Raw genomic sequence first — 23,764 nt, forward strand, 5'->3', positions numbered from 1 at the left:
AAAAGCCTCAACATCAATGTGTTGAGGCCTTACTTTTGTAACGTTATAATTTTTTGGACTTAAGTGTATAAATGGAAAGCACGATTAGTGTACTTGCTAGTACTAAAAAGTATCGTGGCATCAAAAGCATACTACCCGTATGAAGTTTTGCCATAATACGAACTAACAGGCTAATACATAGGTAGTAACCCAGACTGAATAGGGAACCTGCGGTTCCGTAAACATCTTCGAAGCCATTTAGAGCTAAACTGATTGCATTGGATAGCGAAATGGCTGTACCAAATCTAACAACAATCATTCCTGCAATATAAAACACAAGAGATGGATTGTGTGAAGCAAAAACCATGGTTAAACTACCGAGTCCGAAAATAATATTACCAATGAGCATGATGCGTTCGGGTTTATAGTGTTTTAAAAGCATTTGAGTTAAGAGCGCTCCCAGAATTGTAGATATTGCGAAAAACACACTGTAACTTCCAATTTCTGTGAGCGAACGGTTGAAAAATGCTTGCAGGATTATAGGTGATTCCGCATAGTAACAGGACATTACCGCGTTCATAACCGCAATAAAGAATCCGTAGATCCAAACTGTTGGGGTTCTAACTAACCTTAAAAAGACTTTGAGAACACTGTTTTTCGGTAAGTCTTCTTGAATACGTGTTTCGGGTAATTTGTTGTAAGCGAGAACAAGTATGCTCAGACCTAATACAACTAATAGTGCGAGTAAAGAATATAGGGTGTAGCGTTCCACAATAAATCCACCGAGTATGGGTCCTAAACCTGGAACAAAAGCTAAGCCAACAGATACTTTTGAAAATAATTGATTGCGCACATTCGGTGAAAATGCTTCACGTAAAATTGTTTGTGTTGTAACTGAAGTAGTAGCAATTCCAAAGGCTAAAATTGCACGACCCATAACAAATAAAGTGAAATTAGATGCTATAAATACTAAAGAAGCACCGATTAAATATATGGACAATCCATACATCATTGCCGGTCTTCGTCCGTGGGAATCAGAATAGGTTCCCCAAAAGAGAACACCGCAAGCAAATACTAGAAAATAAATGCTAATGGTATTTTGGGCACTGTTTGCACTTACAGAAAATGTTTGCATGACATGTTGTAAGGATGGCGCAAATAATGCCTCATGAAGTTGGGGAAATCCCAATAGTATAATTATTAATAAAAATGTTGGTTCTGAATTTACGATGTTTTTTCTCAAAAAATAGTCCTCCTATCGATTCGAACGTTGAAAAAAAACATCTAAGTCGGGTAGGGGCGCAATTTTTTTAATGATTGAAGTGAATGTCATCATTAATGCTCCTTTGTCTAGGATTTACTATACCATATCTAACTACAAATAAGCGAAAGAAAAAGCACATTTAGATGTGCTTTTTTGTGTTTGAGAATGGTTTTATCTTATTGAACCAATCATCATTCGGAACAATACCAAGTGTTATTTCGAGATGTCCACCGCGCATGATTGTATTGTGCTCCAGGATACAATCATGATAAGGAATTCCGTTGAACAGAATCTCGCTTATAAAATTACATTGCGGATGATTGTTGTGGGTAGTGATATTGAAGGTATTACCATTACTTAGGTGGATTTGTGCAGAATCTAGAAGCGGTATTCCAATCACATACTCTAAACTACCAGGGCATACGGGATAGAATCCGAGAGCACTAAAGATATACCAAGCACTCATACTGCCATTATCTTCATCACCTGGAAAACGATCTGTAAAACAGTGAGTCATTAATTGTTTTAATAAAACCTGACTTGAACTTGCTTGATTTGCGTAGGTGTAGAGATAAGGGATATGGAAGGATGGTTGGTTTGAGATTGCCATTTGCCCAAAATCAATTGCGCCCATTTCACTCATCTCATGTATTTCAAAACCATAACTTCCTACATCGAATGTTGGTTTTTGATTTACGAGTTCATTTAACTTTTGTGTAAATGGGACTGGTCCGCCATAAAGGTTGATCAGTCCTTGGATGTCGTGGTAAACGCCAAAACTGTTTTGCCAAGCTGAACCTTCTGTATAAGCACCTCCCCATCGATGGCTGTTGAAGGGTTCTTCGAGGTTTCCGGATGTATCGCGTGGTCGCATGAACCCGGTCTGTGGATCAAAAAGGTTTTGGTAATTGTAAGAACGTTTGAGATAGGTCTCTGCCTGTTCGGGTTTTCCGCAATACGTTGCAACTTGCGCTATACAAAAGTCAGAGTACGCATTATCGAGCGTTTGATTGACACTTTCGTCATAGTGATTCGGTACGTATCCGTACTTAAGATAGTCGCGAACGGCCCGACGTCCATAATTCGCATTGGATGATTCTTCAGAAGTTGCATGAATCATAAATGCAAGGAGTTGATCCGCATCTTCAGTTCCAATGCCTTTTAAGATGGCATCGCATATTACTGCATCTATGAGCGTTCCTGGCATAAGTCCACGTTCATCGGGAGAAAGCCATTTAGGTAAATAGCCGGTATTGTTGGCGTGGTTTAGAAATCCTTTTAGACTTAATGCATATTGATCATGATTCACAAGACTCATAAGAGGGAAGACTGTTTTATATGTGTCCCAAAAGCCATTGTTGGTAACCATATACCCCGGTTCGGTTTGTTTTGCCATTGTATTATAATGACAAGGTTTCATATTTTCATCGTATTCGTAAAAAGTCATTGGAAATAAGTGTGCGCGATAGAGACAGTGTCGAAACATTTGACTTTGCGAAGGGTTGTGATGATTAAACGTAATTCGATCAAGATTTTGTGTCCAAAGTATTTGGGCGTGATCACACATGGCGTCGAAATTATCAATTTCCCGAGTTTGGTTCAAGTGTGCTTGATTGAGTGATTGATGGGAAAAAGCAGCGTGAATCTGTAAGTTGTTGGAGTCAGATTTGAAAACATAAAAATCCTTTTCTTGAATCAAGGTCCCAGGCTGAGTCATTGTGAATACAAAATACATCTTAAGATTTGGGTCTTCACATCCAGAAGGATTGGATACCCAACCGACTAGGTTTTGACCGTCTTGAGAAATATCAATCTCATTGATGGCGCTGAATGCTACAGAAATGGCTTGTGAGCCTTGTAGTCGTATAGTAGCCCCATACATTGAAGGTGTTAATTCACTTGTGAGTTGATATCTCGGACTGTAGAGTTTTAGATAATGTGGTTCGAAAATTGCTTCCTGTTTGCGATATGTGGATTGAATGTCATAAAGTGAATGGATACGTTGGTCTCCAGAGAAGGGACTGATCAACATGGACGAAAAATCCCCCATCCAAGGACTGGGTTGATGCGTTACCCGAAAACCTTGAAAGGTCTCTGTTTCAGGGTGGAACCACCAACTTCCTTTGGATCCATCAGTTTGTGGAGCGAAGTAATTCATTCCATAGGGTACACCTGTATAGGGTAGAGCATTACCTCTTGAAAAGCTGTGTTGATTATTGGTACCAATGCGTGTATCGATATTAAGTGATTTCATAGAGTCTCCTTTAATTCGTAGAATTTCGCTTTATAAGATTTACGTCAAGGACTTGACGGGATACCGGATGACTTGGATTTTTAATTCGTGAAAGTAACTCATTCATTGCGACACGTCCTATCTCCTCAAAATTTTGAGCGATGGTTGTAAGAGGGGGATCAACATATGCGCTTGCTTGTGTATTATCGAATCCAACAATCTTTAAGTTTTGAGGAATGAGAAAGCCGAGGTGTTTGAGTTCAGCCATTAAAGTTAGAGCTAAAATATCATTGCCACACACAAGTCCGCAATGCTTGGATTGTAGTCTTTCTAAGAAGTCTGGATCTAAGGTTCGATCAGATGGGGACCATAAAATTGGATTTTGATGTGTGTAATCAGATGATTCTGACAGTGCTCTTAAATAACCGAAGTAACGTGTACGAATCGAGGACACATTCTCAATATCTTCCGAAGTCACAAACAAGACTTCATCTACACCTTGTTCTATCAAATGTTTAGTTGCTTCGTAACCACCTTGATCGTTATTTGAAACCACGGTTGTGATTGGCATACCGGAAACTTCCTTATCCAAGATTACTACCGGGATGTTTCGTGCATAGAGAGTAAAAACGGCTTCCAGTGCATCGTGATTGTCGATGGGATAAAAGATAACGCCAGCGTAATCATCGTATTGCTTTTCTAAATCGTAGCGTTGAATCTGTAAGCGGTAAGGCGTTCCCTGCAGAGCTTGAAGCATTCCGGACGTGTAATCACCAAAATTCGAAGCATCGGGGAAAGGCATCATAAATAATAAATCATAGACATCTTCGGATGTTTTTTTTGTATTGGATTCTGCTACAAAACTCCCCTTTCCTTGAACGCGATAAATTAAACCATCTTGTTCAAGTTCGTTTAGGGCTCGTTTTGATGTAATACGGCTTACGCCATAAGTGGTGGAAAGTTCGAGTTCTGTCGGTAATTGACTGTGTACCGATAAGGTTCCGTTCATGATATCTCGTTGGATATCGTTTTTTATTTTTTCATATAAGGGTTTTGTCATGATTCGCACCTCTATCTAGTTGATATATCATATCGAAATTATAGCATGTTTGAGGCTTAAATCAATCCAATAAAACGTACCTAAAAACCTATAATTTGTCCATTATTTTAAATGTTGGTATATCATACAATGATTGTGTAAATAGTAATCATAAAATGATATATCAACTAGGAGGGTTTATGACAACTTACAATACGGTACCGCAATCAGTAGAGAAGCTGATTCGTGAAATTCAAACGCAATGTGGTGAAGAACATAAAGCTTGGGGAGAGATATTTGAAAACGTCTTTTCCAATACATTACTCACAACGGTTAAACGGATTGCAGAGGATGATACGTTTGTTTTAACGGGTGATATACCTGCGATGTGGCTTCGCGATTCTACAGCACAAATTCGCCCTTATTTAGTTCTCGCGAATGAAGATGAATCCATTAAAGAAATGATTCTAGGGTTGATCAATCGTCAAATTTTCTGTATTAACCATGAACCGTATGCGAATGCATTTAATGAGACGGAAAATGGAGCAGGTCACCAAACGGATAACACTTACATGACACCGTTTATTTGGGAACGTAAATATGAGATCGATTCTTTATGTTACCCGATTCAATTGTCCTATCACTATTACCAAATTACTCAAGATGCTCGGGTATTTAGTGAAGCTTATACGCAAGCAGTACGTTCAATTTTAGATGTATGGGAAACAGAACAAAATCATGAAACATCTCCATATACGTTTACGCGTCCAACAGATCGCCCTGAGGACACTCTAGTTAATGAAGGTCGCGGAACACCTGTTGCTTATACAGGAATGACATGGTCTGGTTTTAGACCAAGTGATGATGCGTGTGAGTATCACTATCTCGTGCCCTCAAATATGTTTGCGGTGGTTGTTCTGAAATATATAGAAGAAATATACTCTGATATTCTAAATGACTCGGAAATTGTAGAGCGGGCACAAAAACTTCGTAATGAGATTAAAGAAGGAATTGAATCGTTTGGCGTTGTGGATACAGATTATGGATCGGTTTATGCCTATGAAGTGGATGGTCTTGGCAATTCGAGTCTGATTGATGATCCAAATGTTCCTTCACTATTAGCAGCACCCTATCTTGGGTACTGTGCATGGGATGATCCAATGTATCTTCGTACGCGCAATCATATTCTAAGTCCATCAAACCGATATTTCGAATCGGGTACTTTTGCATCAGGATGTGGAAGTTCACACACACCTAAAGGTTATATTTGGCCAATTGCACTGGCTATTGAAGGACTGACTACACCTGTTCTCGAAGAGAAAAAGAATATTATCGATACGCTTGTTAAAACGGATGGTGGTACGAAAATGATGCATGAAAGTTTTAATGTAGAAGATCCAACACAATATACACGTGAGTGGTTTTCTTGGGCAAACATGATGTTCTGTGAACTGGTTATGGACTACTTCGGAATTCGTGTTGGAAAGGAACAATAAAGATGAAAAAAATTGTACATATCATATCCCACAGTCATTGGGATCGAGAGTGGTATTTACCTTACGAGCAACACCATATGCGTTTAGTTGAACTTATTGATGATCTTTTGGATTTATTTAAAATAGACCCAGAATTTAAAAGTTTTCATCTGGATGGACAAACCATTCCACTTGATGATTATTTAGCGGTTCGTCCTCATCGACGTCAAGAAGTTCTTGAGGCAACGCAATCTGGGAAACTAAAAGTGGGACCATTCTATATTCTTCAAGATGATTTTTTAATCAGTGCTGAGGCGAATACACGAAATATGTTGGTAGGACTTGATGAAAGTAAACAATGGGGAGAACCAGTAATGTTGGGTTATTTCCCGGATACATTTGGAAACATGGGACAAGCGCCACAATTGATGAAACAAGCTGATATTCATGCGGTTGCGTATGGACGTGGAGTAAAAACGACTGGATTTAATAATGTTGTTGTGGATGAGACTTATGTGTCCAATTACTCCGAACTTATTTGGGAAGGTGCGGATCAAACTGAAATTTTCAGTATTCTTTTTGCGAACTGGTATAGCAATGGTAATGAAATACCCGTTGAAAAAGATGCAGCCCAAGAGTTTTGGAATCAAAAACTTGCGGATGTTGAGAAGTATGCATCTACACGTCATCTCCTCATGATGAATGGTGTTGATCATCAACCTGTTCAAAAAAATGTTACGGAGGCCATCCGCCTTGCGAACGAGCTATATCCAGACTATGAATTCATTCACAGTAATTTTGATGATTATCTTAAAGCTGTGATGGCTGAATTACCCAATGATTTGGGAAGGGTAAAGGGTGAGCTTACAAGTCAAGAAACGGACGGGTGGTATACTCTTGCGAATACGTCGTCGTCACGTGTTTATTTAAAACAAAAGAATACAGAAGTACAAAATCTTCTTGAACTTGTTGCGGAACCTCTCGCTACAATGGCAATGGAAAATGACTATCCACATGACATGCTTCGTTATGCGTGGAAAACATTAATGCAAAATCATCCTCATGACAGTATTTGTGGTTGTTCGGTTGATGCAGTTCATCGCCAAATGATGACCCGTTTTGAAAATGCTGAAGAAATTGGAGTCTATGTCAAAGATCTCGCGTTGGATCATTTAGAGAAGCAAATGGATACATCGATGTTCCCAGAGAACAGTCGTCCATTTACAATTTTTAATACACTTGGAATCAACCGCTATGAAACAGTAACAATCACTCTTGAATTGGAGCGCTTAGACTTTAACCGCGAACAACCAGACCAGTTATATAAGGAACTTGAAGCCAAAGTTCTTCCAAACTTATGTGTTCAAGATGAACAAGGACATAGGGTTGAAGCAGAAATATTAGATTCGTGGGTACAGTTTGATTATGACCTACCAAAAGATGGTTTCCGCGTTCCGCATATGTCCAAACGCGTGAAGGTGAGATTATCTTGTGAACTGCCGGCCTTAAGTTGGAAAACGTTTGCACTGGTTGAGGGAGAAAATACGATTGATTGCGCTGAAGAACTTATCGAAAAGAACGTGCTCGAAAATCAATTTTTAAAAGTGACCATTCATGAAAATGGAGCGGTTGATGTTTATGACAAAGCGAATAATAAGTCATACTTAGATGTCTTTTATTACGATAATGCGGGTGATATTGGAAATGAATACATTTTTAAACAACCTTATGGGGAGCAAACACTTACAAGCCGTAATGTTCAAGCAACAATTGAAGAACTTGAACGAAGTCCACTGGTTAAACGTGTCGCTATGACTCAAAATCTTGATATTCCTGTAAGTGCCGATGAATCTTTATTGTACGAACAAATTTCAGTTACAGAAATGCGCCAACGGAACGCTAAACGAAGTCTAGAAACAGCACCGCTCACAATTACTACAGAATTCACATTAGAAAAAAACAGTCCTATTCTAAAAATTGATACCCGATTTACAAATGAAATGAAAGATCATCGTTTGCGTGCTTGTTTTGATGTTGGATTTAAAACAACACATCATCAAGCAGAAAGTATCTTCGAAGTGGTTACTCGTCCTAATGCGGTAAGCAAATCTTGGGAGAATCCTTCGAATCCCCAACACCAACAAGCTTTCTGTGGTCTCTATACACACGGACAAGGCGTGGTTATTGGGAATATTGGTTTGAATGAATATGAAATAGTCAATAACGACACAATCGCTGTTACATTACTTCGAAGTGTTGGGGAAATGGGAGACTGGGGATACTTCCCTACGCCTGAAGCACAATGTTTGGGTGATCATCATACAACACTCTATTTTGGATGTCATAACGATACGGATCGTGTGAATATGTATCAAACTGTGAAAGCAAAACAAGTTGGATTCCAAGTGAAGCAATGCAAGCATCATCAAGGAATTCTTGCCCCAACCCATACTTATCTAAGCTTAAAGAGCCAAAGAATGTGGATGACTGCTTTAAAACGTAAAGAGCATGGGAAAGATCCTATTGTACGTTTATTCAATATGGAATCGGAATGCAGTGATGCTTTAGAGGTTTGTCTGCCAAATCATACGGTGATGAAATCAGATGTTTTAGAACGAGATAACGGAGTTTTTGATGGCATCATTAAGCCGGCAGAAATTGTGACCCTTCGTTTTAAAAAGGAGGGACAATGATGAAACCTACAAATGATTTCAGTCTTCCAAAGCATTTCTGGTTTGGGGCAGCAACGTCTGCTCCCCAAACAGAAGGTGCAGCGGATGTCGATGGAAAAAGTCCAAGTACATGGGATATGTGGCATAAATTGGAACCAAATCAATTCGATCAAGAAATAGGACCAAATCAAACAAGTGATGTTTACCATCATTACCGCGAAGATGTGAAACGCATGCAAGCGATGAAATTAAATTCATTTCGCACATCCATTGCGTGGACGCGCCTTTTACCTGATGGTGAAACCTTAAATCAGAAAGCTGTCACATTTTATAGAGATTATTTCAGTGCCATGTTAGAAGCGGGTATTGAACCGGTGATTAATCTCTTTCATTTTGATATGCCTTGGTGGCTCATGGAAAAAGGTGGCTGGGAGTATAAGGGTATAAGCGATGCATTTGCTTACTATGCTTCAGTCTGTGTTGAGACTTTTGGAGATTTGGTCACATATTGGACAACGTTTAATGAGCCTATTGTGCATGTAGAGTGCAGTTATCTTTATGGATATCACTACCCTGCAATCCATGATTTTAAGAAGGCAATTCATGCGGGCTATCAAACAATCTTAGCGCATGCGAAAGCGATTCAAGCGATGCGCGCTGTGAAACCCGACGCCAAACTCGGTACAATTCTAAATTTAACGCCAGTCTATGGTAAAAGTGTTCAGGAAGAAGATTTGAAAGCGCAGGAAGCAGCTGACTTACTCAATACCAAAAGTTTTCTTGATGGTATGGTACTTGGAACCTTTTCCGAGCCCTTGAAGGCGCTACTCCTTGAACATGATTTAATGCCAGATACAAATCCTGAAGATTTAGAAATTATTTCCGACGTTAAACTGGATTTTATCGGAGTGAATTATTATCAACCGCGTCGTGTTCAAGCACCCACGACATCAAAAACACCTGCACAAGATCCAGAAGATCTCTATATTCCGTATATATGGACCGAACGAAGAATGAATCCCTATCGGGGATGGGAAATCTATCCAGAAGCATTAAGTGATATCGCAACGCTGATCAAGGATGAGTATCACAACATACCCTGGTACTTATCTGAAAATGGTATGGGTGTAGCAGATGAGATGCGTTTTGTCGATGAAGACGACGTAATTCAAGATGATTATCGTATCGAATTTATTTATGATCACTTGAAGGTTTTAGAACAAGCCATTGCGGATGGCGCAAATTGCTTTGGTTACCACTTGTGGACACTTGTGGATTGTTGGTCGTGGCTAAATGGTTATCGCAATCGCTATGGTTTTTATCGTATTGATCTTAATACTCAAAAACGTTTTCCAAAACAGAGCAGTTTTTGGATGCGTGCGGTGATTGAACACCATCAAAAGGGGGAATAAGCGATGAAATATTTTGTATTTGATTGGGGTGGAACCTCTGTGAAATATGCATTATGGGATGGCGATGCTTTAAGCGATCCAGGTTCTTTTAAAACCCCTTCCACTTGGGAACAGCTGAAAAACGAGATGTTAGAACGCGTTAAACCTTACCAAAATACTGTTAAAGGTATTGCGATATCATCACCCGGAAGTGTTGATATCAAACAAGGTATTATTGGGGGCCTAAGTGCAATCGACTATATCCATAATTTTAAAATTGTAGAGGAAATGGAATCACTGTTTGGACTTCCTGTAAGCATCGAGAATGATGCAAACTGTGCAGCGCTTGCGGAGTCTTGGCGCGGTGTCGCAAAAGACATGAAAAATCTTCTCTTTGTCGTGATCGGCACAGGCATTGGTGGTGCGGTCATTGTAGATGGCGTGTTGCAACGGGGGTCACAGCGATTTGCGGGTGAATTTGGCTGCATGATTTTTGACGGTGAAAATACATGGAGTATGGCTGCTACGGCCGTACACATGGCTGAACGATACTGTCTACGCAAAGGACTTGAAATGGATGCATTATCGGGAGAAACCGTATTCCAACGTGCGCAGCACGATCTGATTGCTTTAGAAGAAGTTAATAAGTTTTATGATGCGCTTGCACTTGGTCTGTACAATCTGCAGTTCACATTGGATCCAGATTGTATTGTCTTAGGTGGTGGGGTATCAAAACATCTTGATTTAATTCCCGAACTAAATCAACGCATTAATCGCTTATTACAAGAGGCTCAACTTGATGAACTAAAAATCAATCTCAAACCTTGTTCGTACCATAATGATGCGAACTTAATTGGCGCGGTAGCATCGCATTTAAGTCAATGTGGAGGTGAAAATCATGAAATATGCGATTAGTGTTGATATTGGAGGAACCAATACACGTGTTGCTTTAGTTGATGAAGCTGGAGCGATTAGTAAACGAAATATGTTCTCAACAGATTCAAATGACCCTAAAGCAAATCTTATGAAAATTCATGAAATTGTGAAGGCGTTTGACACACCCATCCTTGGAGTTGGGATGTCGTGTCCAGGACCCTTAGATCTAAAAAAAGGTATCGTATTGACCCCTCCTAATTTAACGGGATGGCACGGTTTTCCCTTAAAAGAATATGCTGAATCACTTTTCAATTGCCCAGTGTTTGTGGAAAACGATGCCAATCTTGCAGGCCTTGCTGAGGCATGTTTAGGTGCAGGGCAAGGCTGTGAAGTTGTTCAATTTTTAACGATAAGTACCGGAGTTGGCGGGGGTTTGATTATTAATCAGAACATATTCCAAGGCGCTCACGGTTTTGCGCAAGAAATTGCGAACATCATTCTTGTTCCTGGAGGACATCAATTAAAACCACTGATGCCTGGAAGTTTAGAATCAATGTGCAGTGGCACAGCAATACTAGCTCGTGCTCAAGCAGAGGGGCTAGATGTAAATCATGCAGGCGATGTGGTGACTTATGCGAAAAAGGGAAATCGTGAAGCAAAAATCATTCTTGATGAAAGCAAAGAATACCTTGCAAATGCACTTGCGGGGATGATTGGCATGATTGACCCAGATATTATTGTTTTAGGAGGCGGTGTGGCACTGAAAATCGACGGATATGTTGAAGATGTGTCACAACGTGTTAAAGAAAAAGTTTATGAGGTTCAAAAAGAAAACGTACGAATCGAGAAAGCAAAACTGGGTGATGACAATGGCATCATCGGTGGCGCATTACTCGTGTTTAATTCACTTTCATAAGTGTTGTGGTTGGGCACAACACGTGACCAACCTTGAGGGAGGTTAATATGGCTGTAATTAAACTAAGTCCTGCATTTAAAGATTATCTTTGGGGTGGGACACGCTTAAAAGAAATGTATCAAAAACAAACAGATTTAGAAATTGTGGCAGAAAGTTGGGAAGTATCGACGCATCCTGATGGTCCCAGTTATGTTGTAGGTGGCGTGGATGAGGGCAAAACACTGACTGAATACATAAAATATTATGGTACCCAAATTTTGGGTACACATGCTCAAGATTTTGATTTATTCCCGATTCTAGTTAAATTTATCGATGCGAAAAAGGATCTTTCGATTCAAGTACATCCAAATGATGACTATGGCCTCAAGCATGAGGGGGAATACGGAAAAACAGAAATGTGGTATATCGTTGAAGCAGAACCCGATTCCGCTATTTACTATGGAACCAAAAATAAAATCAGTCGCGATGATTTTGCGCAAGCAATCGAATCGAATACCGTCCTCGACGTTTTAAATCGTGTTCCGGTAAAAAAAGGCGATGTTATTTTTGTGGAAGCAGGAACCATCCATGCAATTGGCGCAGGAATTGTCATCTGCGAAATCCAACAAAATTCCAATACAACCTATCGTGTCTATGACTATAATCGTAAAGATGCTTGTGGGAATCTGCGTCAACTGCATTTAAAACAAGCTTTAGATGTTTCAAACTTAAAACCTTTGGATACCCAGTTTAAACCACAAGGAACCCTTGAAACACACAGTGATTATCAAAAACAATTGCTTGTATCCTGTCCATATTTCAAGACTACAAAAATTAATCTATCAGGTTCACGAGATCATAAAGTAGGACCTGAAAGTTTTGAAACGTGGGTTGTTTTAGAGGGTTCGATCGATGTCACCCATAATCATCAAACCGTAAAACTTCTTGCAGGAGAAACACTCTTTCTTGAAGCAAATACGGATGCCATCCACTTATCTGGATCTGCAACTTTCTTATCAGTAACGGTTTAAAGTGCCTTGGGCACTTTTTTTACTGAGGTTTCTCAAAGCAGGAATGTCTAGAAACTGCTATACTATCACAGTATGGTTGTTGGAGGTAAATATGAGTAAACCAATTAATGTATATGTTATTAGACATGGAAAAACAATTTTTAATAATTATGACCGCATGCAAGGGTGGAGTGATACACCTTTACTTGAGGAAAGTGAAGTACTTGCACGTCAATTAGGAAAAAACTTAAAAACAATAGATTTTGATGCACTCTATTCAAGTGATAGTGGACGTGTATACCAAACACGTGACTGCATCGTCGAAGGTTATGGACATGCTTTACCGATGCAAGCAGACCGCCGTTTCCGCGAATTCTTTTTTGGACATTTTGAAGGTGTTCCTGTTGTGGAGTTGTGGAATAAAATCGCAAAACATCGCGGATATGAAAACTTTGAACACTTACAAAAAGAAGTTAATATGATTGATCGACTCGATTGGATCCATCAATTTGATAACTGTGGTGCTGAATCATCCGCTGAGTTTGAAAATCGTATTGTGGCAGGTCTTGATGATGCATTAGAAGATGCACGTAAACAAGGTTATGAGAACGTCATGCTCGTATGTCACGGTGCAGTGTGTGCGCAACTTTTTAAATTATATGCAGAAGGTGTTTGGTTAAATCGCAGTCCTGAAAACTTAAGTGTTTCAAAACTCGTGTGTAGTGAAGATTCACGGATTTTTGAGTTTGTAAATAATACTCAAATTTTGAACCAATTGTAAAGTGACTTATTTTTAATTATAATAAAAACAAAGAGGTGAAAGAATGAGTAAGCATTCTACGCACAGAAAACTAAAACTTAAACCCGTAACCGTTGAGGACATTGATCAGTTTAATGAATTGTTGCGGTATGTATTTCAAGTTACTGGGGAAGAAATAATCAGTTCAGGGTATGAAGACGAAGAAGAAATTGTACGTGCTAAACGTCCAATTCTAAGTCAAGCTGATGTTTTTGGTTGGTACAATCAAGATGAGTTGGTGTCTCAAATCGCAATCTATCCCTGTGAAGTTAATGTTCACGGTACCTTGTATCAAATGGGAGGCATTACCGGTGTTGGTACGTATCCTGAGTATGCCAATATGGGCTTAGTGCGTGAGTTAATTCAAAAAGCATTAGAATCCATGCGTGAAAACAAACAATATATCTCCTATTTGTATCCTTATAGTATCCCGTTTTACCGGCATAAGGGCTGGGAGATTATTTCGGATCATATGACATTTACTCTTAAAGACAGCCAATTACCCAAAACAGTTCCTGTAAAAGGACATGTTGAACGATTAGAAATTGATGATGAGGATGTCTATCGTGTTTATGATCAATTTGCTCGTAATAATCACGGTGCGATGATTCGTGATCGTTTAGCTTGGGAAGAATACTGGCGATGGGAAAATGAAGAAGATCGTTTTGCCGCAGTTTATTATAATGCAGATGAGGAACCTACTGGTCTCTGTTTTTATTGGATTTCCGATGAAGTCTTCAATATCAAAGAGATGATCTTTATTAATCAAGATGCGCGTAAAGGGATTTGGAACTTTATTGCCGCTCACTTTTCAATGATTGAATCGGTGAGTGGAAAAAACTATTCTGGAGAACCCATTGCATTTTATCTTGAGGACAGCGATATTGTCGAAACGATTCAGCCCTACTACATGGCTCGGATTGTGGATGTGGAAGGGTTTCTACGTAACTATCCCTTCGCAGACATCTGCGAACCGTTTCATTTTATCGTCGAAGATCAGGCAGCGCCATGGAATCATCGAATTTTTGGTATCAACTGGGATGATGAAGAGAATATTGTGATTAGTAATGAAGCAGTAGGTCCTGAAATTCGATTGGATATTGGAGCCCTTACTACATTATTAATGGGATATAAATCCGTATCGTATTTATCACGACTTGGACGCATAGTGGGTTCGCAACGTGCATTACGAAATCTGAAACGTATTGTAGTGTCCGACCGTGTATATTTTTCAGATTACTTTTAAACAGATAGAAAACTATGAGGAAGATTATGAATTGTGTTTTTGATATCGATGGAACAATTTGTTTTGATTATATGAATTTAAGTGAAGAAGGGGTTCAACTTTTAGAAACGCTTGAAGAAGCAGGTCATCACGTAATGTTTGCTTCCGCAAGACCCATTCGTGATATGTTACCGGTTCTAAAAGACCGATATCGTAACTATACGTTAATTGGCGGAAATGGTTCAATCATTTCTCAAAATGACCAAATTGTATACGTATGTCTTTTTGAATCGGATCTTTTAAAATCGATTATGGACGTTTTAGAAGATGAATCTGTGATCTATTTAGCAGATGGCAAATGGAACTTTAGTTATAACGGAGATGGTTCACATGAATTAATGCAGTATGTTAATCGAGGGAATCTTGGCGATAATGTACCGTTTGAATCATTAGATGGGGTTATGAAATTAATCGTTTTAGAGGCTGAAGATATGAATCGTGTTCGCGATCGTCTAAGTGATCTACCGGTTTCATTTTACCGTCATGAATCGACAGGGACTTTAGATATCCTTGCATTTGAAACATCGAAATATGATGCCTTAAAACGTCTTGGCATCGAAGATTATATTGCGATGGGAAATGATATCAATGATATAGAGATGTTAGATCATGCAAATCCGGGAATTATGATTAACTTTAATGAACGGCTTGCACCCTATGCAGACTATCAAGTAGATTACGATGAGCACTATCTTGAATCGATTTTAGAAATTATAGAAAAGCATGAAAAGACAGCATAAGCTGTCTTTTTTTGACGTTTATAACATATTCACAGTGTTTTATAACATTACACCGTGAGTTCACGCCATTACTCCTAAAATTAATATAAAAAAGGGGTGGATGCATTGAAGTTAAAACATTTAAAACAGAGGGTGAGTGATTATAAGATTTTGTTTGTACTGATGGTTGTGGGGATTTTGACGCTTACTTGGCTTGGTTGGGAGATGCGCCCGGCACAAATGCGTTCGGCACGTTATACCAATATAAAAAACTATGAAACCATCAACGGTTCTTATGATTTTAAAGATACATACAGCTATTTTGAAACTTCAGGATCACCTGTAACAAAATCACTTTTCAAACTGGAAAAACCCTTCACCTACAACGCCAACAGCGTTGATGTAGTAATTCAAGGGTATGAACTTGTGGAACTGGAACAAGCCATCCAAATTGGGTCATCATCACGAACCCCATCAACGAAGCGGTATCTGATTGCACATATAACAGTTGAAAATCATCAGTCGGAAGCTATTGTTGTGAAGAATTTTGAAAATTTTAATTTTGAACGGGATTATCTTAATGCGATTAAAACGGATGCAAGTTATCCCAATTTAAATTGGGCAAGCGCCTCTGCAACAGGTGGTCATATTACAATTCAACCCGAAGCATCACAAGAAGGTGAACTTTTAATCGCTTTAAGTCCAACACATTATGCAAACCTATTTATGGATGGTGGTTTAAAACTTGAGTCACCTGAAATTAATTTTGAAGGGGACTTCACGGATGATCGTTTGTTTGAAAGTTATCGTCAACTGGATATTCCTATTGCGGAGACAGAAGTAGCGAAAATTTATGACACCTCGTTGGCCTTGCCGACAAATATGCTTCGCTCGGCTTACGGTCAAGGCATTGTAACGGAACAATATAAGCCAGACGTTACGTTTAAATCAGATGATGGAATGTTATCCGCGACCCTTGAACGTATTGACTTCATTAATGGCGAATACAAACCTTCTTATTTGGAAGGAAGACGTTATGCGGAAAAAGGAGTACAACGATCGATGATGTATCGCGTACGCTTTGAAAACCATGGAACCAGACCCATTCAAGTAAATGATTTACAAACATCACTTGAATCCGTCAATACTGGACGCAAGCGCTCGAATTACCCAACATCAAGTCGAAGCTTCATTAACCCAAATGAACCGAAAGAAGTGCTCTATGAATTAGAAGAACACAGCAATTCAGTGATGAAAATGAATCTCGGCGATCAATTGGAATTTACCGTTGTATCAGACAGTAATCGCACCTTATTATCCGGTACGTTTACATTAGAAAAATAGGAGGATTATTATGGCACTTATCGACATCGTAAAATATGAAGGAAATCAAGATGTTTTCGCTTGGAAATACCCTGGTGATGAACTTACAACATTTACACAACTCATTGTGAATGAATCACAGGCGGCAGTATTATATAAGGAAGGGGTTGCTTATGATGTCTTTGAAGCAGGAAGACATACCCTTGATACCGCAAATATTCCACTTCTTAATAAGATTGTGAATCTTCCATTTGGAAAGAAATCACCATTTAAAGCAGAAGTATGGTTTGTAAATAAAGCACACACCCTTGATATTAAGTGGGGAACAACATCACCCATCCAAATTCAAGATCCAAAGTATGGTATATATGTACCTCTCAGTGCTTTTGGTCAATTTGGAATTACAGTTCATGATCCAAAAGCATTTCTGATTAAGTTGGTGGGGACACTTAAAAGCTTTGGTCGTGATGAAATTATTAACTATTTTAGAGGGTTTTATAATACCCATGTGAAAGATGCAATTTCAACCTATCTTGTAGAAAAACGCATAACAGTTCTTGAACTGAGTGCATATCTTAAAGAACTATCAGAGTCTGTTAAAGAACAAATGCAACCAACATTTTCGGAGTATGGTATTAATCTCTTGAACTTCTATATTGTGGATATTAGTGTCCCAGATACAGATGGTGCGGTAATGCGTCTTAAAGAAGCACTTTCAAAACGTGCAGAGATGGATATTGTTGGATATGACTACAAACAAGAACGTTCCTTTGATACTCTTGTTGGTGCTGCGAAAAACGAAGGAAGTATGGGCAGTGTTATGGGTGCTGGTATGGGATTAGGTCTTGGAGCAGGTTTTGGAAAAACTATGAGTGAAACCATGGGAACCTTAAGCCTTGATGCGGATCTGTCATGTCCTCATTGTGGTGCGAAAGTCATGGAGTCGGATAAGTTTTGTGGAACATGTTCCGAAGTGCTTAAACACGAAGTGAAAAAATGTCCGGGATGTCATGTAGAGCTCAATGATGCTACGCAAAAATTCTGCCATGAGTGCGGAACCCAGTTACAAAAAAAATGTCCATCATGTGACGCACAGTTAACAAGTGATGCGAAATTCTGTGGAAGTTGTGGAAAGAAGGTCGATGATCATGAATAAAAATTATAATATTATCGGACTGATAACGGTACTTGCGACGGTATTGATTGGTTATTTGAGTGGTGTTATTGTTGAAATTGCATTTATATGGATCCTCGTAACGGAAGTTGTTTTCTTTTTAATCACGGGATTTGTGGGTACAATGAAATCAACATTTTTAAAAAGCAGTGTCGCGACCATCATGGCGCTCTATGCGTTATTATCAATAAGTTATACACTGATTGTATCGTTTCTCATTCATCAACCCGATCAAACGTTATTGATTGGTCAAATTGTAATTCATGCATTACTTATGGTGTTCCTTTTAATCGTTAAGAACAAAGCGGATCGCTTGGAAATGAAATAACTTATGCAGTTAAAAAAAATATCAACTAATCCAAAATCACGTCTTTACCAACGTAAGACAGGTCGGTTAGTGTGGGGTGTTGTTTTGTTCTTCTTTGGTCTTTTTGGACTAGTGACTGAAGTTCAAGATTCGTATCGATATGATTACAGCGGTATGATTATCGGTATTGCGTTCATGTTTGGTGGTCTGGCGATGGTTTACTCGGCAACCAAATCAAACTTAAATCTAGAACGGTACCATGCCTATAACCAACTTATTTTTAAGAGAGGAATTTTTTCAATTGATTCCTTAGCACGGTCAATGGATAAAACATATCCAGAAACGATCCAAGATTTAGATCAACTTGTACGAAAAGGTTATCTTCAAGATATGAGTGTTAATCGAGATTCGAAAATGATTGAAGGTTTATTTATATCGAAATACAAAGCTCAAGTACAGTCGAAGATGATTCGATGTCCAGGATGTGGTGCTTCAAATGAAGTCATTCAACATGAAACCATTCCATGTGAGTATTGTGGACGTAAACTTAAATACACAGATTCGTAAAAAAAACGTTCGGGCTATGCCTGAACGTTTTATTTTTGTTTGGTTGTAATGAAGGGACCATCTTTCGTAATAGCGAAAGTATGTTCATATTGACAGCTTAGACATCCGTTATTTGTACGAGCAGTCCAGCCATTGTCATCTAACTTCGCATACGGTGAACTTTCGTTGACGATCGGTTCAACCGTAATAACCATACCTTCTTTTAGCTTCGCGCCAGTTCCATACACACCGACAAATGGAACCATCGGTTCTTCATGAATTGTGGGGCCTAGACCATGTCCAGAGAAATCAAGAGACATTTTATAACCGAATTGCTTGATGTACTCATCCATAGCGGCACCAATATCACCAACACGATTGCCAACTTGGGCTTGTTCAATCCCGATATAAAGAGCTTTTTCAGTAACTTCCATTAATTGTTTTACTTCAGGACTTGGATTATTTCCAACACAGTATGCCCAACAAGAGTCAGAAAGAAATCCATTGAGGTCAACACAAAAGTCTACCTTAACAAGATCACCGTCTTTAAGTTTTGTGTGGGTTGGAAAACCATGACACATCTCGTCATTCACACTACAGCACGTAGCATACTTATAGCCTTCATAACCAATTTGGGCTGCAACACCACCATTGTCTTCAATCATTTTTTGTACAAATTGGTCAATATCGTGTGTTGATATTCCGGATTTTATAAAGTCTCGTAGAGACTCATGGATGGAAGCGAGTAATTGCCCGGATTGATACATACCGTCAATTTCGCGTTTTGATTTAATCGTAATCATAGATACTCCTTTTTTACTTATAGGTCTATTATACGCTTAATTTGAAATAATTAAACCGAATGTCAATTCTGGGTGGTGTGATATGTTTGTGATAAATTTGATATAAAATGATAATTAATTTAATATAAGGGTAGAAATGCGATATATTCCGGTAATAATTTTCAACAATGTGAAATTTCAAATATATTTTACAAACTCGTTGATTTTGTAAGGGATTTCGGCTATAATCCATATGCGTGCAACTATATTTCGCATATAGGCATTAGCGACTCGAAATTTTTTTCGTGAGCTCTTGTTTCAGCGAGGATAGTTGTTTTTTTTGTTGCATGAGCTCTAGTGTAATCCAGGAAGAAGGAGATGAACGTATGAAGAATCAGTTCAAAGTAGTTCGAGCATTTACCCATAATATTGTCTTTGCCCAACTTGATAAGTATGACTATATCTTGATTGGAAAAGGCATCGGCTTTGACGCTAAGAGCAAAGCGGTCATCGATGAAGAGTCTGTCACGAGTTTTTACCGTATTCAAGATTTAGATAAAATGAGCCAGTATGAAAAGATCGTTATGAACACAGATGATCAAGTACTGCTTGTTACAGAAGCGGCAATTGCTTATGCAGAAAAGACTCTGAATTATAAATTTGATGAATCAATTCATATTTCATTACTCGATCATATTAATTTTGCGATTTATCGTTATCATAATCGCGTTAAGATGAGCAACTTCTTCACCGAGGAATACTATCTTATGTATTCCGAGCTTTATGATATTTCCAAACATATGGTTGAAATGATTAATGACGAATTGGATGTAGAACTCCCTCACTCTGAAGTTGGCTCGGTAATTCTCCATTTACATGCTGCCATGCATCAAGGTAAGGTTTCAAACAGTGCTTTTTATGCTCAGGTGATCACTGCATCCGTCGACTTTATCAACAATCGTATTCCAGAAGAATTCACTCAAAACAGTGTAGGGAAAGCACGTTTAATTACACACCTCAAATTTGCATTTAAACGTTCAGAAGATAATGTAACCCTCACAAATCCATTGATTGATATTCTACGTGAACGGTATTGTGAAGCCTATGAAATCTCTGAAGATCTTGCATTAATGCTTGATCAAGAGTTTAATATTCAACTTCCTGAATCAGAAATTGGTTATATTGCACTACACATTTACAATTTACAACACTCTTAGTGTTGAGGAGGTTAGATTATGTTAGAAGCTGTGAAAGGCGGACTTATCGTTTCCTGTCAAGCACTTGATGGGGAACCGTTACAAAGCTCGATGATTATGGGCCGTATGGCAATTGCTGCAAAGGCAGCAGGTGCTGTAGGGATTCGAGCTCAAGGGGTTAATGATATCAATGAAATTAAAAAGTCGGTAGATTTACCGGTTATTGGTATTATTAAGAAAAACTATGAAGGCAGTGAAGTGTTCATTACTGCAACACATCAAGAAGTTGAAGCACTTCTTGGAACAGAATGTGAAATGATTGCACTTGATGCAACAAACCGTGTTCGTCCGATGGGCGTGAAAACGGAAGACCTCGTCAAACAAATTCATGATGGTGGACGTCTTGCTATGGCTGACTGTTCAACGCTTGAAGAAGTAATCGAGGCAGAACGTATTGGTTTCGATTGTGTTTCATGTACACTTGCAGGTTACACATCGTATTCTAAAAATGTTGATGGACCGGATTTTGAACTGGTAGAGAAGATGGTTCAATCGGTAAAGGTTCCTGTGATTGCGGAAGGTAAAATTCATTATCCCGAGCAATTAAAACGTATTATGGATTTAAAAGTTCATAGTGCTGTTGTAGGTGGTGCCATTACCCGTCCTCAAGAAATTGCGACACGCTTTATAGAAGCGATTAAGGAGAAATAATGTTTAAACAACTACAAAAAATTGGTAAGTCATTTATGTTACCAATTGCAATCCTTCCAGCTGCTGGATTGCTCTTAGGGATTGGTGGAGCACTATCAAACCCAAATACTGTAGCAGCTTATCCATTTTTAAATCAACCAATCTTACAGGCTGTATTCCAAGTTATGTCTGCAGCCGGAAGTACTGTATTTGGAAATCTTGCATTACTCTTAACAATTGGTCTTTGTGCAGGTCTTGCGAAAAAAGATAAAGCAACAGCTGTTTTAGCGGGTGTTGTAGGTTATCTTGTTATGAATGGAACTATGACAGCACTTCTTGGGATTTTTAGTCCTGAAGGAGCTGCTATTGATACTGGAGTTATTGGTGGTATTGTAATCGGTAGTGTTGCGGTATATTTCCATAACCGTTACCACAATATCCAATTACCACAAGTACTTGGATTCTTTGGTGGATCCCGTTTTGTACCGATTATTACTTCATTTGCAGCAATCTTTGTCGGAGCCGCATTCTATATTGTTTGGCCTCCCTTCCAACAACTTCTTGTAAGTTGTGGTGACTTTATTGCTACTTTAGGTCCAATTGGAACATTCCTCTATGGATTCTTGATGCGTTTATGTGGTGCTGCAGGTCTTCACCATATGATCTACCCAATGTTCTGGTTTACAGAGCTTGGTGGTGTTGAAGTTGTGAATGGTGTTTCTGTAGCAGGTGCTCAAAAAATATTCTTTGCGCAACTTGCAGATCCAAACCATGTAGGTCTTTATACACATGGAACACGTTTCTTTGCAGGTCGTTTCGCAACGATGATGTTTGGATTACCTGGAGCATGTCTTGCAATGTATCACTGTGTACCGAAAGATAAAGCTAAACAATATGGTGGTTTATTCTTAGGTGTTGCACTTACATCATTTATTACAGGGATCACAGAACCGATTGAATTTATGTTCTTATTTGTATCTCCTGTACTTTATGTAATTCACGCATTCTTAGACGGTGTATCGTTCTTAATTGCGGATGTACTTCGCATTTCAATTGGGAATACATTCTCAGGTGGATTTATTGATTTCTTACTCTTTGGAATCTTACAAGGACAAGCTAAAACACACTGGCTCTATGTCTTACCAGTAGGTGCACTTTGGTTTGTAATCTATTACTTTGTATTCAAGACATATATCTTGAAGTTTAATGTACCAACACCGGGTCGCGGTGAAGACGAAGTAGCTCCAGAAGTTGCAGTCACAACAAAAGATTCGTTAAAAGATAACTCTATCAAGATTATTGAATATCTTGGAGGTCAAGAAAATATTGAAGATGTTGATGCATGTATTACACGTTTACGTGTAGCGGTAAAATCTCAAGATAGCGTAAACAAAGAAGGTTTAAAAGCACTCGGAGCTACAGATGTTCTTGTAGTTGGGGATGGTATTCAAGCGATTTATGGCGCGAAAGCGATTCTCTACAAAAATAATATTGTTGATATCTTAGGTATTGATGAGTAGTTCCCGTTACAAACACAAGCATTAGTTTGAACACAATCTAATAAAAATATATACGGAGGTTCACCATGTTTGAACGATTTAAGAAAAAAGAAGAAACGATGAAAGCATTTGGAACTGGAATCGCACGGTCATTAACGTCGGTTCCAGATCAAGTCTTTTCTCAAAAAATGATGGGTGATGGTTACGCAATCGAACTTACAAATGGTGAAATTGTTGCGCCGGTGAGTGGGGAAGTTACGATGATCTTTCCTACAGGTCATGCATTCGGTATTCAAACGGATGCAGGGCTTGAAGTTCTCATTCATATTGGTATTGATACGGTAGAATTAAAAGGTGAAGGATTTAAAGCGGTGGTGAAACAAGGTGATAAGGTAAAACAAGGGGATGTATTGACTCATGTTGACCTCGATTTTGTGAAAGCACAAGGCAAATCCCTAGTAAGTCCTTTTATCTTTACATCAGGACAAACCATTACACTTCATAAAGAAGATGAAAATGTTGATCCCTCAACAGAAAATCTTTTGACAATTCAATAGTATATACAGAAAACACGTTTCATGGTTAAACTTTGAAACGTGTTTTTTTTGTA

21 protein-coding genes are annotated in these 23,764 nt (G+C 38.7%); 17 read left to right on the forward strand and 4 right to left on the reverse strand.

Annotated elements, in window-relative coordinates:
- Positions 1-43 precede the first annotated feature (43 nt).
- The 3 genes from LLS04_RS04560 to LLS04_RS04570 form a co-directional block, all read right to left on the reverse strand.
- Positions 44-1,222 carry an MFS transporter gene (locus tag LLS04_RS04560; RefSeq protein WP_323610508.1) on the reverse strand — a complete coding sequence of 393 codons (1,179 nt, stop codon included), beginning with the start codon at positions 1,220-1,222 and terminating at the stop codon, positions 44-46.
- Positions 1,223-1,382: 160 nt separating this feature from the next.
- Positions 1,383-3,497 carry a GH92 family glycosyl hydrolase gene (locus LLS04_RS04565; protein WP_323610510.1) on the reverse strand — a complete coding sequence of 705 codons (2,115 nt, stop codon included), beginning with the start codon at positions 3,495-3,497 and terminating at the stop codon, positions 1,383-1,385.
- 10 nt (positions 3,498-3,507) lie between these two features.
- Positions 3,508-4,536, reverse strand: coding sequence for a GntR family transcriptional regulator (locus LLS04_RS04570; RefSeq protein WP_323610511.1), 1,029 nt, complete (start codon positions 4,534-4,536; stop codon positions 3,508-3,510).
- A 179-nt stretch (positions 4,537-4,715) separates the two neighbouring features.
- Between LLS04_RS04570 and LLS04_RS04575 the strand changes: the two genes are divergently transcribed.
- From LLS04_RS04575 to LLS04_RS04635, 13 genes are all read left to right on the forward strand, one after another.
- Complete coding sequence (locus LLS04_RS04575) at positions 4,716-6,011, forward strand: glycoside hydrolase family 125 protein (RefSeq protein WP_323610512.1); 1,296 nt, start codon at positions 4,716-4,718, stop codon at positions 6,009-6,011.
- 2 nt (positions 6,012-6,013) lie between these two features.
- Positions 6,014-8,683: an alpha-mannosidase gene (locus LLS04_RS04580; RefSeq protein WP_323610514.1), complete on the forward strand. Its 2,670-nt coding sequence runs from the start codon at positions 6,014-6,016 to the stop codon at positions 8,681-8,683.
- The gene (locus LLS04_RS04585) at positions 8,680-10,074 is read left to right on the forward strand and encodes a glycoside hydrolase family 1 protein (protein ID WP_456237506.1); all 1,395 of its coding nucleotides are present in this window, start codon (positions 8,680-8,682) and stop codon (positions 10,072-10,074) included. The genes LLS04_RS04580 and LLS04_RS04585 overlap by 4 nt, the downstream gene beginning before the upstream one ends.
- A 3-nt stretch (positions 10,075-10,077) precedes the next feature.
- Positions 10,078-10,968: an ROK family protein gene (locus LLS04_RS04590; RefSeq protein WP_323610515.1), complete on the forward strand. Its 891-nt coding sequence runs from the start codon at positions 10,078-10,080 to the stop codon at positions 10,966-10,968.
- On the forward strand, positions 10,952-11,845 hold the full coding sequence (locus tag LLS04_RS04595; protein WP_323610516.1) for an ROK family protein: 894 nt from the start codon (positions 10,952-10,954) through the stop codon (positions 11,843-11,845). Before LLS04_RS04590 ends, LLS04_RS04595 begins: the two co-directional genes overlap by 17 nt.
- Positions 11,846-11,892: 47 nt before the next feature.
- Entirely contained in the window at positions 11,893-12,855 is a 963-nt protein-coding gene (locus LLS04_RS04600; protein WP_323610519.1) for a type I phosphomannose isomerase catalytic subunit, read from the forward strand.
- Positions 12,856-12,946: 91 nt separating this feature from the next.
- Positions 12,947-13,615 carry a histidine phosphatase family protein gene (locus LLS04_RS04605; RefSeq protein ID WP_323610521.1) on the forward strand — a complete coding sequence of 223 codons (669 nt, stop codon included), beginning with the start codon at positions 12,947-12,949 and terminating at the stop codon, positions 13,613-13,615.
- A 43-nt stretch (positions 13,616-13,658) separates the two neighbouring features.
- Positions 13,659-14,879 (forward strand): GNAT family N-acetyltransferase, encoded by a 1,221-nt coding sequence (locus LLS04_RS04610; protein ID WP_323610522.1) that lies wholly within the window; start codon positions 13,659-13,661, stop codon positions 14,877-14,879.
- 26 nt (positions 14,880-14,905) lie between these two features.
- Positions 14,906-15,658: an HAD-IIB family hydrolase gene (locus LLS04_RS04615; protein ID WP_323610523.1), complete on the forward strand. Its 753-nt coding sequence runs from the start codon at positions 14,906-14,908 to the stop codon at positions 15,656-15,658.
- A 96-nt stretch (positions 15,659-15,754) separates the two neighbouring features.
- Positions 15,755-16,981 (forward strand): hypothetical protein, encoded by a 1,227-nt coding sequence (locus LLS04_RS04620; protein WP_323610524.1) that lies wholly within the window; start codon positions 15,755-15,757, stop codon positions 16,979-16,981.
- A 10-nt stretch (positions 16,982-16,991) separates the two neighbouring features.
- A complete protein-coding gene (locus LLS04_RS04625) occupies positions 16,992-18,116 on the forward strand; it encodes an SPFH domain-containing protein (RefSeq protein ID WP_323610525.1) in 1,125 nt (374 codons plus the stop codon).
- Positions 18,109-18,462: a hypothetical protein gene (locus LLS04_RS04630; protein ID WP_254007226.1), complete on the forward strand. Its 354-nt coding sequence runs from the start codon at positions 18,109-18,111 to the stop codon at positions 18,460-18,462. The genes LLS04_RS04625 and LLS04_RS04630 overlap by 8 nt, the downstream gene beginning before the upstream one ends.
- A gap of 3 nt (positions 18,463-18,465) precedes the next feature.
- Positions 18,466-19,008, forward strand: coding sequence for a hypothetical protein (locus LLS04_RS04635; protein WP_323610526.1), 543 nt, complete (start codon positions 18,466-18,468; stop codon positions 19,006-19,008).
- Positions 19,009-19,037: 29 nt separating this feature from the next.
- On the opposite strand, the gene map is transcribed toward LLS04_RS04635, so the two are convergent.
- Positions 19,038-19,790 (reverse strand): type I methionyl aminopeptidase, encoded by a 753-nt coding sequence (gene map, locus LLS04_RS04640; RefSeq protein ID WP_323610527.1) that lies wholly within the window; start codon positions 19,788-19,790, stop codon positions 19,038-19,040.
- Positions 19,791-20,155: 365 nt separating this feature from the next.
- Between map and LLS04_RS04645 the strand changes: the two genes are divergently transcribed.
- From LLS04_RS04645 to LLS04_RS04660, 4 genes are all read left to right on the forward strand, one after another.
- A complete protein-coding gene (locus LLS04_RS04645; protein ID WP_275164514.1) occupies positions 20,156-20,986 on the forward strand; it encodes a PRD domain-containing protein in 831 nt (276 codons plus the stop codon).
- Positions 20,987-21,004: 18 nt separating this feature from the next.
- The gene (locus tag LLS04_RS04650; RefSeq protein ID WP_323610528.1) at positions 21,005-21,676 is read left to right on the forward strand and encodes an N-acetylmannosamine-6-phosphate 2-epimerase; all 672 of its coding nucleotides are present in this window, start codon (positions 21,005-21,007) and stop codon (positions 21,674-21,676) included.
- Positions 21,676-23,175: a PTS transporter subunit EIIC gene (locus LLS04_RS04655; protein WP_323610529.1), complete on the forward strand. Its 1,500-nt coding sequence runs from the start codon at positions 21,676-21,678 to the stop codon at positions 23,173-23,175. The genes LLS04_RS04650 and LLS04_RS04655 overlap by 1 nt, the downstream gene beginning before the upstream one ends.
- Before the next feature lie 65 nt (positions 23,176-23,240).
- Entirely contained in the window at positions 23,241-23,711 is a 471-nt protein-coding gene (locus tag LLS04_RS04660) for a PTS sugar transporter subunit IIA (protein WP_256478988.1), read from the forward strand.
- Positions 23,712-23,764 lie beyond the last annotated feature (53 nt).

This window comes from Erysipelothrix enhydrae, from assembly GCF_035066605.1.
GTDB lineage: Bacteria > Bacillota_I > Bacilli_A > Erysipelotrichales > Erysipelotrichaceae > Erysipelothrix > Erysipelothrix amsterdamensis.